This window comes from Paenibacillus sp. (assembly GCF_048976745.1).
GTDB lineage: Bacteria > Bacillota > Bacilli > Paenibacillales > Paenibacillaceae > Paenibacillus.
On record NZ_JBHGUU010000005.1, the window covers coordinates 681,333 to 694,368 of the forward strand.

The 13,036-nt window shown below is 47.8% G+C and carries 13 protein-coding genes, 1 rRNA gene and 1 riboswitch; of the genes, 8 read left to right on the forward strand and 6 right to left on the reverse strand.

Annotated elements, in window-relative coordinates:
- The first annotated feature begins 13 nt into the window (after positions 1-13).
- Positions 14-967 (forward strand): copper amine oxidase N-terminal domain-containing protein, encoded by a 954-nt coding sequence (locus ACE3K2_RS06710; RefSeq protein ID WP_421888280.1) that lies wholly within the window; start codon positions 14-16, stop codon positions 965-967.
- Between the two features lie 185 nt (positions 968-1,152).
- On the opposite strand, the gene ACE3K2_RS06715 is transcribed toward ACE3K2_RS06710, so the two are convergent.
- Together ACE3K2_RS06715 and ACE3K2_RS06720 are read right to left on the reverse strand one after the other, a co-directional pair.
- Entirely contained in the window at positions 1,153-1,821 is a 669-nt protein-coding gene (locus ACE3K2_RS06715) for a pectate lyase (protein WP_421888284.1), read from the reverse strand.
- 350 nt (positions 1,822-2,171) lie between these two features.
- A complete protein-coding gene (locus tag ACE3K2_RS06720) occupies positions 2,172-3,047 on the reverse strand; it encodes a radical SAM/SPASM domain-containing protein (protein WP_421888287.1) in 876 nt (291 codons plus the stop codon).
- A 218-nt stretch (positions 3,048-3,265) separates the two neighbouring features.
- Positions 3,266-3,368: riboswitch (TPP riboswitch) on the forward strand.
- A gap of 268 nt (positions 3,369-3,636) precedes the next feature.
- Here ACE3K2_RS06720 and ACE3K2_RS06725 point away from each other — a divergent pair.
- The 7 genes from ACE3K2_RS06725 (at position 3,637) to ACE3K2_RS06755 (ending at position 10,142) form a co-directional block, all read left to right on the forward strand.
- Positions 3,637-4,401, forward strand: a complete 765-nt coding sequence (locus tag ACE3K2_RS06725; RefSeq protein WP_421888289.1) for an ABC transporter ATP-binding protein — start codon at positions 3,637-3,639, stop codon at positions 4,399-4,401.
- Complete coding sequence (locus tag ACE3K2_RS06730) at positions 4,391-5,194, forward strand: ABC transporter permease (RefSeq protein WP_421888292.1); 804 nt, start codon at positions 4,391-4,393, stop codon at positions 5,192-5,194. The genes ACE3K2_RS06725 and ACE3K2_RS06730 overlap by 11 nt, the downstream gene beginning before the upstream one ends.
- A gap of 172 nt (positions 5,195-5,366) precedes the next feature.
- Positions 5,367-6,440, forward strand: coding sequence for an ABC transporter substrate-binding protein (locus ACE3K2_RS06735; RefSeq protein WP_421888295.1), 1,074 nt, complete (start codon positions 5,367-5,369; stop codon positions 6,438-6,440).
- Positions 6,441-6,570: 130 nt separating this feature from the next.
- On the forward strand, positions 6,571-7,383 hold the full coding sequence (gene thiM / locus ACE3K2_RS06740) for a hydroxyethylthiazole kinase (protein ID WP_421888298.1): 813 nt from the start codon (positions 6,571-6,573) through the stop codon (positions 7,381-7,383).
- Positions 7,380-8,192, forward strand: coding sequence for a bifunctional hydroxymethylpyrimidine kinase/phosphomethylpyrimidine kinase (gene thiD / locus ACE3K2_RS06745; protein WP_421888301.1), 813 nt, complete (start codon positions 7,380-7,382; stop codon positions 8,190-8,192). Before thiM ends, thiD begins: the two co-directional genes overlap by 4 nt.
- Positions 8,192-8,857, forward strand: a complete 666-nt coding sequence (gene thiE, locus ACE3K2_RS06750) for a thiamine phosphate synthase (RefSeq protein WP_421888304.1) — start codon at positions 8,192-8,194, stop codon at positions 8,855-8,857. Before thiD ends, thiE begins: the two co-directional genes overlap by 1 nt.
- 541 nt (positions 8,858-9,398) lie before the next feature.
- The gene (locus tag ACE3K2_RS06755; protein ID WP_421888307.1) at positions 9,399-10,142 is read left to right on the forward strand and encodes a MerR family transcriptional regulator; all 744 of its coding nucleotides are present in this window, start codon (positions 9,399-9,401) and stop codon (positions 10,140-10,142) included.
- Between the two features lie 565 nt (positions 10,143-10,707).
- Here ACE3K2_RS06755 and ACE3K2_RS06760 read toward each other — a convergent pair.
- From ACE3K2_RS06760 to rrf, 4 genes are all read right to left on the reverse strand, one after another.
- Positions 10,708-11,190, reverse strand: a complete 483-nt coding sequence (locus ACE3K2_RS06760) for a hypothetical protein (protein WP_421888310.1) — start codon at positions 11,188-11,190, stop codon at positions 10,708-10,710.
- Positions 11,191-11,453: 263 nt separating this feature from the next.
- The gene (locus ACE3K2_RS06765) at positions 11,454-12,110 is read right to left on the reverse strand and encodes a deoxynucleoside kinase (protein WP_421888313.1); all 657 of its coding nucleotides are present in this window, start codon (positions 12,108-12,110) and stop codon (positions 11,454-11,456) included.
- On the reverse strand, positions 12,107-12,730 hold the full coding sequence (locus ACE3K2_RS06770) for a deoxynucleoside kinase (protein WP_421888316.1): 624 nt from the start codon (positions 12,728-12,730) through the stop codon (positions 12,107-12,109). The genes ACE3K2_RS06765 and ACE3K2_RS06770 overlap by 4 nt, the downstream gene beginning before the upstream one ends.
- 185 nt (positions 12,731-12,915) lie before the next feature.
- Positions 12,916-13,032: ribosomal RNA gene (gene rrf / locus ACE3K2_RS06775) — 5S ribosomal RNA — on the reverse strand.
- Positions 13,033-13,036 lie beyond the last annotated feature (4 nt).

Consider the following 13,036-nt stretch of genomic DNA (forward strand, 5'->3'; position numbering starts at 1 on the left):
GAGATGGATAATAATGAAAAAGTACAACTCTGTTTGGCAGGTTAAAACATGGAAAATGATCCTTGCCGCTTCGATACTCACCGCAGGAACGGCACCTGCCTTACTCTCATCCACTGTGGCGGAAGCTGCAGCAACTAAACCTCATCCGACGGCTTATATTAACAATGTTCAAGCTCAATATGATGTTGTCATACGGAAGGGTATTACGTACGTGGCATTGACTGAGCTTCAATTTCTAGGCAACTATACGTTTGGCTACAATAACAAAACAAAAGAGATCAGCATTAGCACAGGCAGTGATAAATATGTACTTACACCAAACAGCAAAACAATGAAGAAAAATGGTCAAAATGCGACATTGTCTTCCGCGCCGATTCTGGTGAATGGTAAAGCGATGCTTCCGCTCCGTGCCATCGGTGAAGCTTTTGGTGCCCAGGTGCAGTGGAACCAGCAGGCCAAGGAAGCCTACATTTACACGACCGATGCTACGATTGTAAAAGAATATAACAGTTCCGATCTGACTGTGGCACGTGAAGCCGCATTGCATCTGCCACGCTTCTCTGAACTGGGACAAGCCCGTCTGAACATTCGCAACCCTCTGGGTCCGGTGGATTCCTCCATTGAATACATTTTTGAGCAAGGCAAAAAAGATCGTTTCTTCGTTGTTGAGGACAACGATCTGATCAGTTATTATGTCCTCAAAAATGGAAGTGCCCTGCTGCAATGGCAGGCCAACATCAGCAAAAGTGCCGGAACCATCGGTGACCTGTTCTTTATTAAAACCAAAGCCGTTGCTGAAGCAGGAACTCGTCCTTCCGTAGCAGGTCAAACACTCGTATCATTTAAATACTCTCGCATGCTTGAAGAAACCGCCTACGAGATCATGAACAAATCGGGCTCTATGGATACCGGTTCTGATGTTCCCGCGAAAGGCAAAGTCATTGTTGAAGTTCCAGGAGAGAAATAATCTGAGATTCCACTACGGAACATTACTCAGCAGAACAATACTATGACATTAGCATTACAAAGAGCGTCTCTAAAGGTCAGTGTGGCAATGACCTTGGGACGCTCTTTTTTTGCGTTATATTCCAACTTGCTTTCAATCACAAGTGGAGCTTACACGTTTACCAACTCCAGTGATTCATCCTCTGTTTAATATTGCGTATTGCCGGATTGGCTGGTTTTACCTGATGCAAATCCCTTAAACAGGGTTGGCACTTTGGAATAGCGGGTATTCGTAATTTTCCCTTGAGATACACTGCTGTCTGTACGCATGATAGCATCTTTTACATTGGAAATGTTGGAGTTATCCAACGTCATGTTAACCGCAAAGGTAGTTCCACCATTTTGACGCACCAGCTTGCCGATATCATCCGCACGGAAATTTTTGATATTAATCGTTCCGGCTGCATTGATTTGAAATACTTTATCATAGGCCTTATACGCCGCACCGCCGGTAATGTTGACCGTTCCGGCCGACTTCAATGTGAGTGCATCCTCACCCACATCCTCCCAGACTACATTCGAAATATTACAGTTGCCATAACAGTGAACACCATCGGCAGCAGGGTATCCGATATTTACATTTTTGAGCGTAGCCCCTGCCTCCAGACGAAATACCGGTTTCTGATTCTCTGCTTGAGACCCGTCACCCAATGTGGAAGGATTGGCTACAAATGTTTTGCCCTGACCGTCATAGGTTGTGCCCGCTGGAACAATAATTGTTGAATTAACAACTGTAGGCGCAGCAGCAGCCGGAACCGCACCAAATATGGAAGCAACCAAACCAGCGGACAACAACAACGTCAACATTTTTTTCATTACTTTATTCCTCCCTTATTCTCTCGTTATTGGATCGTGTACAAGCCTGGGCTTGTACTGAAAGTTCGCCAGAGGTGCACCTCTGCCCAACTCACAACCTAATCCTACCAAATAAGGAAGGTAACTAGAATAATCATTAGATCAGATCTATCATGATATCGCACAATCCCTGTCATATCGGCATTTTTTGCAAGTCAGATCCTTGAAACAATATGCTGATATTAACCTGTGGTATGCTCATTTGTCACGTATGTACCTCTACCTTTAATCCCCCAGTAACCAAGAAAGATCACTGCATTTGTCTCCAAATGTGTGATCTTGAATGGCTTCCGGCTTGTTAATATAAGATGTCAGGCTCCAAATCTCTGACGATAACCGCACTTTCGACACAACTCTTCCACAGCTTCCCGTTTGGAAAAGCCATATACCAGATTGTTCGCTCGCTCACCCTCAATAATCTCCGAGAATGATTTTTCGTGCACATTCCCCAGGTTAATTACACCCTCGCCATCGAGACAACATGGAACCACCGTTCCATCCACTAACACAGCCGCTTGACTGCGCAATGCGTGACAGAAGCCTTTGCCGTCATCTTCAGGTGCATCCAGACTTGGCCACTGGAACTCATGGTCCTGATTCAGGTATACATTCGGGGCAATTTTGACCCCGCTGCCTGGAACGACTTTTTCTTCAATGCGAAAATCCAGATTGAACTCACGTTCCAGCACTTCTAGGGTCTCCCGATTACGATTCATCTGAGCATTCGTGAAGTTATCCTGCGTCAGATTCCATAGCCGGAATGAGATGATGACATTGTGTTTCACCGCCTCGTGTACAAAAGACAGAATGTTGCTCAGATATCCGTCACGGTCTGTTGAACCTTCATGCCCATCGAAACTGTGCAGGGAGAAATTCATCTGCCGCAGCGCCGGTTTGCCAAGCAATTTATGCTGAGTCTTGGGCAGCAGTGTACCATTCGTTGTAATGTTCACCTTGAGTCCCTTCTCATGTGCGGAATCAAGCAACAGATCTATTTTGGGATGTAACAAGGGTTCGCCTTTGACATGTAGATAGATATGATTGGTGTGTGGTTTAACCTGGTCCAGTATATTGTTGAAGACTTCAGGGTCAATGAATCCTTTGGCACGCTGTGTCTGCGGACAGAAGCTGCAAGCCAGATTGCAGATACTCGTGATCTCAATATATACTTTTTTGAACGTTTTCAACTCGGGTCCCCATTCTGCCTAGGAGGGAGAACAATCCCACCTGCATTTTGTGATCCGGCCAATACGGGCCATCCCTATTATATCGGGTTCCTGAGCCGAGGTAAATTGTTGAGTTGTTTGGGTCTGACTCCACGCTCATCTCAAGAAATCCATCATGCTGCCTCTTTACAGTTCATGTTCAAGTGATATATGCTGAACACACAACTGCATATCTTGTACATTTGCACTAGGGGAGCCTTGCGGCTGAGACGAATATGACTATTCGGACCCTTTGAACCTGATCTGGATCATACCAGCGGAGGGAAGTGGAGCGGCCTTATGGTAAGCGGAGTTTTCTCATGTATGTGAAGAAAAATTGCGAATTCAACTTACAGACCCACTCATTTCTCCGGAAATGGGGGGGTCTTTTTTATGTAGATTTATAAGATTTCAGCGAAGCTGAATCAATCGATATCGTAAAAACAACTTCAGCTAAAAGCGGTCTGTCTTCTGTGAAAGTACGTCGATAGACGTTTTTCTTATGTTTCTTCTGCAGAGCACAGGATGCCGTTGTTATTCCAGCAGTCTGATATCTAGGGGGGAGGAACAGATGGCCAACCATGTAACCATTCACAACGTAAGCTTTGCTTTTCACGAAAAAAAGGATTCACCCGTACTCTCCAATGTGTCGCTTCAAGTTCAAGAAGGGGAATTTGTCTCGCTCATCGGTTCCAGCGGATCAGGTAAAAGCACGCTCTTCAAGCTGATCGCAGGCTTACATGAGCCTACCGTCGGCACCATCGATATTGCTGATGTACCGCAAGGACAACGGCTCGGACGAGTCGCCTATATGCCGCAGAAAGACCTGCTGTTATCCTGGCGTACCGTCATGGGGAACTGCATGCTGCCTTCCGAGTTGGCACCAGGCAGACAGGATAAAGACAAGCTAAGGGCCAACATCCTAGCTGGATTGGCAAGGTTCGGCCTGTCGGGTTATGAACAGGCCTATCCAGATGAATTGTCCGGCGGCATGCGGCAGCGGGTAGCATTGCTTCGTACCTTGCTTACAGGCGGACAGCTCATGTTGCTGGATGAACCCTTCGGTGCACTCGACGCCTTAACCAAACGAGAAATGCATCGCTGGTTGTTGGAGCTGTGGGAGGGCTTTGGCCACACCGTGCTGTTCATTACACATGACATTGAAGAAGCCCTGCTGTTAAGTGACCGTATCATTCTATTAACTCCAGGGGGGCAAGGTCAGCAGTTACGGGAGATGACGGTTCCTCTATCACGCCCAAGGCATTCGGACATGATCTACGAACCGGCTCTTGTGCAGATGAGGCAACAACTGGAGGAACAATTACATGCAAAGTGATAGAGGCAAGGTTAGCATCTGGACGTGGTGTTCAAAGTGGCTATCCCGATATGGTCTGTTTATTGTGCTCATGCTCTTATTACTGGCGATCTGGGAATCAATTGTGCGTATGGGATGGGTGCCTTCCTTCATCATTCCTGCACCCACAGCCATCATAGGCTCACTGGTTGAGCATCGTCGTCTGCTGTTGACCATCCATCTGCCTGCTACCTTTATGGAGGTTGCCGTTGGTTTTGGCTTGTCCATTGTGACTGGAATTACGCTAGCAACAGGCATGCATATGAACCGATCGATTGAAAAGGCTTTGTACCCCTTCATCGTGATCAGTCAGACCATACCGCTGATTGCCCTGTCCCCTGTATTTATCCTGTGGTTTGGTTATACGTTGTGGAGCAAAGTCGCCGTGGTGTTCCTAATTGCTTTCTTCCCCATTGTCGTCAGTACCTACGATGGACTTCGCCAAGGCGATCCGGAGCAGCGTGAACTGCTGCTCACCATGGGCGCCAGCAGGTGGGATATTTTTCGCAAACTCCAGGTACCACTGGCACTTCCCTCTTTTTTCTCGGGGCTAAAAATGTCTGTGGTGTACTGCGTGGTTGGGGCGACAATTGGTGAATGGCTCGGTGGCAGCAAAGGTCTCGGATACTTCAGCCGCCGCATGTCCAGCAACATGAACACGGATGCAATGTTCGCAGCAATTGTGCTGTTATCCCTGCTGGGTATCATTTTGTTTGCACTGATTGCCTGGTTGGAGAAACGGTTTAGCACACGGCGTCATGGAGAGAAAAAATAGCTGGATAAAAATTAGAGAGAAATTAGATGTAAATACAGGAGTTACGATCTTCAGAACATCCCTTATGCACCATTTCAGCAGCAAGCTTCAATCAGTACACTGTCACATTATCCGTTTAAAATGCTGCTGTCCATTTCTACAAACCAAAACGATGAAATGAGGAACTTCATTTATGAATAACAAAGGCATAAACACCCTGCTTCCCATCATACTCATTAGCCTTTTGCTGATCGTTAGCGGATGCAGCACCACGAATACGAGCAAAAACACGCCAACAACAGATTCGGCAACCCATGCACAACAAACAGACAAGTCTGCAACCGAACCAACACCTGACACCAAAGATAAACTGTCCATCATGCTCGACTGGTACCCAAATGCAGTACATTCCTTCATCTATGTTGCTCAGGAAAAGGGATACTTTGCTGACCAAGGTCTGGATGTCGACATTCAGATGCCTGCGGATACCAATGATTCACTCAAACTTGTTGCTGCCGGTAAAATTGATCTGGCTCTGAGTTACCAGCCCCAAATCTTGCTCGCGCGTGGCGAGAACATTCCTGTACGTTCCATTGCTGCTGTTGTTCGGCATCCGCTTGTTCATCTGTTGACCGATGCAAATGGCAACGTGAGTACACCCAAAGATCTTGAGGGAAGAACGGTCGGTTATTCTTCGATTCCGCTGTATGAAGCGATGGTTCATACGATGATCAGCCACGATGGTGGCAACCCAGATAACATGAATCTGGTCGACGTTGGGTTCGATCTGATTCCTTCCCTGGCTTCCGGACAGGCGGATGCAATTATGGGTGGTTTTATTAACCATGAACAATTGATTTTGGAGAAAGAAGGCCATGCCATGAAATCGATCAACCCCGTCGACTATGGTGTACCTGATTATTATGAATTGGTCCTGACCGCGAGTGAAGCTGGCATTGAAGCCAAAAAAGAACAGCTGACCCGGTTCATCAAAGCGATCCAGGAAGGACAGAAATATGTGACTGAGCATCCAGAAGAAGCCTTGAATATTCTGCTCGCTCATGAGAATGAAACATCTCCGCTTGACTCGGAGATCGAAACCAAAAGCCTGGCTATTCTACTGCCACTCATGAATGTAAAGGGCCAACCGTTTGGTCGGCAGGAAATGGAATCATGGGAGAATGTACGTACATGGCTCGTTGAAAAGGCTTTGATTCCAGAATCGGTGAAAGCCGAGGAGGCGTTTATTAATCTGCAAGGAGAGTAAGTAACGTAGAGCAACGTGAATAAAGACATCGTAATGATAGCAAGGGGACTCATATCCTATTATTCTGCTGAGTGACTCTACATCTCTGGCTTCTGCCAATGGGGTTACTTTAAACCAAGGAGGAAATTATATGTCTTATCTGGAACGTGTTCGTTCGCAAAATCCACTGGTACACAATATCACCAACCTTGTCGTTGCCCCCTTCACAGCCAATGGTCTGCTTGCACTAGGTGCGTCCCCTTTTATGGCCTATGCTCATGAAGAGGTCGCTGATGTTGCCGGCATGTCAGGTGCCGTCGTACTCAACATCGGCACACTTGATGACAAAGTCGTTCAGGCGATCCGACTGGCAGGCCAATCGGCTAATGCACATCACGTGCCTGTGGTGCTTGATCCCGTCGGCGCCGGCGCAACCGCCTATCGCACAGAAACCGTGCAAATGCTTGTTCGCGAGCTTCGCCTCACGGTACTGCGCGGCAATGTTGCGGAAGTGGCTAATGTCATCGGTGAGAGCTGGAGTATCAAAGGTGTGGACGCAGGATCAGGTGAGGGTGACCGAATCGGCATTGCAGAGCGGGCAGCGCAACAACTTGGCTGTGTCGTGGTCATTACCGGGAAAGAAGACATCATTACCGATGGACAATCCACATTCCTCACAAGTAATGGACATGCCCTGCTCACTCAGGTCACGGGTGCTGGCTGTCTGCTCAGTTCGGTGATTGGTGCTTTTACAGCTATAGCGGAAGCGGCAACCGATCTTCTAGGCAGTGTTGTAGAAGCGCTCGCTTTTTATGGTGTGGCAGCTGAACTGGCGGCAGAGCGAACGGCTCATCAGGGGCCGGGCAGCTTCCAGATTGAATTATTGAATCAATTAGCACAAGTAACACCCGACCTCTTGGCAGAACGCGCACAGATCCGTCAGATCCGAGGAGGTGCAATATGAGCATTGCTCAAGCGCTAACCATTGCAGGCTCTGATAACGGGGGCGGTGCAGGAATTCAGGCCGATCTGAAAACGTTCCAGGAGCTTGGGGTATACGGCATGACCGTTATCACGGCTATTGCTGCCCAAAATACAACGGGTGTGCAGGGTGTCTTCCCCATCCCTTACGATGGTATTGCTCAACAGTTGGACTCTACGGGAGAAGACTTTCAACCAACTGCGGCGAAAACCGGCATGCTCTACAGCGCTGAAATTATTCGACTAGTTGCTGAGAAATGGCAGCAATACCGTTGGTCTAATCTGGTCATCGACCCCGTGATGGTCGCCAAAGGCGGTGCCCCCCTGCTCCAGCAGGAAGCTGTACATGCGCTGGTTACGGAGCTGTTGCCCCATGCCCTGATTACAACACCTAATATTCCGGAAGCGGAATTGCTTACCGAGATGTCTATCACGAATCTGAGTCAGCGGGAAGAAGCCGCGAGACGGATTGTACAGATGGGCTCAACGTATGCTTTGGTCAAAGGTGGTCATGATGAAGGAAGTGGCATGATCGTGGATGTGCTCTACGATGGGCAGTCTTTTCATTATCTGGAGAATGTTCGTGTAGTAACACGTCATACACACGGAACGGGATGCACATACTCTGCTGCAATCACCGCAGAGTTAGCCAAGGGTTCACCTGTTCTGGCTGCTGTCACGACCGCGAGAGCCTTCATTCAGGCAGCCATTGAAGATGAGCTGGGGATTGGGGCCGGACATGGGCCAACGAATCATTTTGCGTATCAGCGCAGACAGCGGGGTGAGCAGTGATGCGCCCTTGGGATGCAGAAGCGGTACGGCGCGCGATGCAGGTGTATTTGGTGATGGGCAGCGTCAATACAACGCAAGACGCGGTGGAGGTGCTGCGCCAGGCCATTGCTGGCGGCATTACGCTGTTCCAGTTCCGTGAAAAGGGAACTGGCGCCCTGGCTGGCGAAGCTCGCATGACACTTGCGATGCAGCTTCGCGAGGTGTGCAGCCAGCACGGGGTCCCGTTCATCGTGAACGATGATGTGGAGCTGGCTGTAGCGGTGGAGGCCGACGGCGTGCATGTCGGCCAGGAAGATGCGGACGCGGCGCTGGTACGCGCCCGCATTGGAGATGGGCGGATGCTTGGCGTATCCGCCCACTCTGTGGAGGAGGCGCGCCGTGCTGTGCAGGCGGGCGCCGACTACCTTGGCGTCGGGCCCATGTACCCGACGCGCTCCAAAGCGGATGCCCACGCTGTGCTGGGCCCCGCCGTGGTTGCGGAACTGCGCGCCGCAGGCATCGCAGTTCCGGTTGTGGGTATCGGCGGCATTACGCCCGATACCACGGCCGCCGTGATGGCGGCTGGAGCCGACGGCGTAGCCGTCATCTCCGCCATCGCGGGCGCGGCCGACGTGCGCGCAGCGGCTGCGCAGTTCGCTGCGGCAGTGCGGGGGATGCAGGCGTAGCCCTGCTCTCCCTGCACTGCCAGCCCCGTGGGCTGCACCGAAAACATGGTGCAGCAACAAACCCGCTCGCTCTCCTCTCCACTACAGAGGAGCCTCACAACATCCCTGCGGCGCGGCGGCAGCCCATGTCTTCGACATAAAAGCGTAGCCGCCCCCCTATTATGACTGGATGATACAATAATCTATATAAGTTGAACTAATCATTGACACGATAACGGAGAGGACAGTAAAAACCTGAAAAAGCGAAGCGTTCACCGAAAAGCTTTCTGAAAGAAAGCTGCATCGAAGCATACGCTATTCCGGGATTTCCCCTTGAGAAAGGAGAATCGAAAAATCTGGGGATAACAGCGATTGGAAGGTTATTCTGTCATCATAGTGTCAATGTAAATAATCTTTAGTTCAACTTATATAGTCATAACTTAGCCACCAATCCATGATCAAGATGCCGCTTCCATGCTCGCATCTTGTTTTTTTCACTTTCAACGGTTGACTCTCACGTAACGTGACACTGTACAATCGGTGTTGTAAGGAGGTTTCACTCATGGCCATGAAGGTAAAAGAAGTTGCCGAACTTGCCTCGATCAGTGTGCGCACACTGCATCACTATGATGAGATCGGACTATTAACCCCGGACGAAGTAACTGCTGCCGGCTATCGATTATATTCAGATGCCAATCTGGAACGACTGCAGCAGATATTATTTTTCAAGGAACTCGACTTCTCTCTGAAGGAAATCAAAAACATCATAACCAACCCCTCCTTCGATCCGGAAGAAGCACTAAATTTGCATCGACTTATTCTGCTAGAGAAGCGCCAACGCTTGGACCAGATGATTGCTACCATTGATAAAACGGTTTTACACATGAGAGGAGAACTTAAAATGACAGCCAAAGAACAATTCGAAGGATTTGATTTTAGCCAGAATCCGCATGAACAGGAAGCGCGGGAGCGCTGGGGAGACCATACCGTTGATCAGGCAAACCAGAAGCTGCACAGTAAATCAACCACGGATCAGAAAGCTCTATCCGATCAAATGAACGAAATCTATAAACATCTGGCTTCACTTCGTCACACAGAACCGGCATCTGCGGAGGCACAGGCAGGCATCAAAGAGTGGTACACTTGCTTAAATCAAATGGGAAGCTACTCACCTGAAGCCTTTAGAGGACTTGGTCAGATGTACGTAGACGATGAACGCTTCACTCGTAATATTGATCAGTTTGGCGATGGATTAGCGGTATTCATGCGAGATGCTATGGCTGTATTTGCTGACCAAAACAAATAATATAACCCTGTCTTCAAACGCACACAGTATTATTCAACTCTCATTGCCGTAAGATATGCGCTGTAAATGAGAGCTTGGAGTTAACCCCTTTATTCTGTAGAAGGTAAAAATTTTCACTTCATCAGGTTTATTCGGTGTAAATGACCATCCGGACATTTGAACCTTCCTCCTATAGCGACCATATCCTTCTTGAAATTCACCTTGTGAATAAGCCGATCATCTACCTTGGGTTACGTAGTGACTTATTTGAAACGATCCGAGTTATTACATCAGTGATGAGCATGTCCCGCCTTCTACCTAGTGCACACACAAAAGGGACGTACGCCCTCAGGCGTATCGTCCCTTTTGTGTGTGCAAGTAACTCAGCCGCAATGTGAACAAGCCTAACCGCTGCTCACTCTAAGTACTTTATAAATATCTTCTAAAGTTAATGCTCGTTACTAGGTTTTTCTTCTGCTCCCAGTCCTTCGATGTAACCATTTCACCAGATGCTTAGGCTGATGAGCATTAAGTTTCTTCTGTCAAACGTTCTTCATTTTGCTGCCAGCGTCCACCGTCTATCCGATTAAGCTCGTGGTGCGTGATCCGATGCAGAGGCATCCGTAGCTAGACTGGTTCTCGCCATCCGGCCAGGAATCCGCCATGCAGACACAATTGCCAGCACAATGAATAACAAATCAATCGGTTGACTGAAGTAATCCTGGAAGGTTTCTGCAAACGCACTGATCATCTCGCTATCAAACACAAGTTCCATCACACTTACATCCCCAAACAGTTCGGAAGTAAAATAAACCACCGTCAGATATTTCCCCAGCAAAATGCCGACGAGTGCAAACAGTACGGCAATAATCTTATGTACTGTCGCAATTCGTTTATTGGAGAACAACACAACTGCGTAGCCCGTGAGTGCTCCAATCAAAATCGCAATTAATCCCACCTCATACTCGGTCATTGCAGCAATAGCTGCCCATACGATGCCTCCCAGAATGGCTGCAATTAAGCCACCAATGATCGGCAGACCGATTTTAACTCCTTGTTTCTCTTCCACGTTGTCTTTCCCTCCTGAGTCATGCATATGCTTATTTTCCAGAATTCACCTTTCCTATGAAACCACAAAAAGATCTATTATTCAACATTTTTCTACTATGAGCAAATATATTTATATAACAGAACATCTCATCTCATAATCCATTCCTTGGTACATAAAAAACATCCCTTCCAACAGCATAATAGCCGTAGAAGGGATGTTGTCCGTATCTTTTAGATATAACCACCGTAATCCAGAGACTACATTGGAAAACTCGCTCTATCTTATCTTTGCACTTCCTTGGAAGGCTGAATGACAGCTGCAATCTGTGCCAAAATGGCATCCACCGATGCCGGATCATGCACATCATACTCATCAATGTTCAGACGCAGCACAGGACAAGCCGTAAACTGATCGATCCACACGGAATAGCGCTCATGCATGTGTTCCCAGTACGAACGATCCGTCTGAATCTCCATCTCGCGTCCGCGTTCCGTAATTCGGTTTAAAATCGAAGGCAGACTGCCTTCCAGATAGATCAGCACGTCTGGATGCGGGAAATACGGTGTCATCACCATCGCTTCAAACAAACTGCTGTATGTCTCGAAATCTGTAGCAGACATGGTTCCTTGATCTGCATGCATTTGTGCGAAAATGCCCGTATCTTCATAGATGGAACGATCCTGTACGAATCCTCCGCCCAGTTCAAAAATCTTTTTCTGTTCCTTGAAGCGCTCTGCCAGGAAATAAATCTGCAGATGGAAGCTCCAACGCTCGAAGTCATGATAGAACTTCCCCAAATATGGATTATGATCAACTTGCTCCAGAGAAGTCTTGAAATTCAAACGCTGTGCAAGCGCAGCCGTTAACGTGGATTTGCCCACTCCAACCGTTCCTGCTACCGTAATTAATGCATTCGATGGAATGCCATAGTTATTCATATGATATACTCCTTTACCTGATTAACAATTTGCCTGAAGTGTTCGGGATGTTCCACAAAGTCGATTTGCTCTGCATTGACCTTAATGATTACTGGCGGATTTGAGCTATTCGCCAGATAGTCCATGCCTGTTTTGTAATCAGCAATCAATTGTTCCATATATGCCGGATCCATGTCCTGCTCAAATGAGCGTCCACGCTTGTTAATGCGGTACATCAACGTATCGAGTTCAGCTTCAATATAAAGCACCAGATTGGGCTTTGGCAGATCATCTGTTAACAGATGATAGATTTGACGGTATTTATCACGTTTCGTGCCTTTTAAGGTACGATCGGCAAAAATCAAATTTTTATAAATATGGTAGTCCGAAATGACTGGGGTATTCTGCTCTACATAATGAGCACCCGTGTCTTCCAATTGTTTAAAACGATTACACAGAAAGAACATTTCCAATTGGAAACTCCACTCGTCAATATCCTGATAAAAGGAAGCCAGAAATGGATTCTCTTCTACGATTTCTTTCACTAACGGAAGATTCAATTCATGGGAAAGCATCGTTGCCAGCGTTGTTTTCCCCGCTCCGATCGGACCTTCCACGGCAATAAACGGGGCTGATTTCATCGTGTTCACTGTTCCTCCTCGTACTTATGCGTGTTTCCGTTTTCTATATAGACCTCACCTATTGTATCACAGCTTCAAGGATTGGAACGCCAGTATTTTATGTATATAACAAGTCAAATCAGAACTAATGAATTACATTAAAATAAAAAAGACACACTCGATATGATCAAGTGTGTCTTTCAATTGCTTGGCGGCGTCCTACTCTCCCAGGACCCTGCGGTCCAAGTACCATCGGCGCTAGAGGGCTTAACGGTCGTGTTCGGGATGGGTACGTGTGGAACCCCTCCGCCATCGCCACCAAACGCG

What these genes read in the sequence shown, in the direction of transcription:
- ACE3K2_RS06710 (WP_421888280.1), top strand. Translation starts at nt 14, where the DNA reads ATGAAAAAGTACAACTCTGTTTGGCAGGTTAAAACATGGAAAATGATC.
- ACE3K2_RS06715 (WP_421888284.1), bottom strand. Translation starts at nt 1,821, where the DNA reads ATGAAAAAAATGTTGACGTTGTTGTTGTCCGCTGGTTTGGTTGCTTCC.
- ACE3K2_RS06725 (WP_421888289.1), top strand. Translation starts at nt 3,637, where the DNA reads ATGGCCAACCATGTAACCATTCACAACGTAAGCTTTGCTTTTCACGAA.
- ACE3K2_RS06730 (WP_421888292.1), top strand. Translation starts at nt 4,391, where the DNA reads ATGCAAAGTGATAGAGGCAAGGTTAGCATCTGGACGTGGTGTTCAAAG.
- ACE3K2_RS06735 (WP_421888295.1), top strand. Translation starts at nt 5,367, where the DNA reads ATGAATAACAAAGGCATAAACACCCTGCTTCCCATCATACTCATTAGC.
- thiM (WP_421888298.1), top strand. Translation starts at nt 6,571, where the DNA reads ATGTCTTATCTGGAACGTGTTCGTTCGCAAAATCCACTGGTACACAAT.
- thiD (WP_421888301.1), top strand. Translation starts at nt 7,380, where the DNA reads ATGAGCATTGCTCAAGCGCTAACCATTGCAGGCTCTGATAACGGGGGC.
- thiE (WP_421888304.1), top strand. Translation starts at nt 8,192, where the DNA reads ATGCGCCCTTGGGATGCAGAAGCGGTACGGCGCGCGATGCAGGTGTAT.
- ACE3K2_RS06755 (WP_421888307.1), top strand. Translation starts at nt 9,399, where the DNA reads ATGGCCATGAAGGTAAAAGAAGTTGCCGAACTTGCCTCGATCAGTGTG.
- ACE3K2_RS06765 (WP_421888313.1), bottom strand. Translation starts at nt 12,110, where the DNA reads ATGAATAACTATGGCATTCCATCGAATGCATTAATTACGGTAGCAGGA.
- ACE3K2_RS06770 (WP_421888316.1), bottom strand. Translation starts at nt 12,730, where the DNA reads ATGAAATCAGCCCCGTTTATTGCCGTGGAAGGTCCGATCGGAGCGGGG.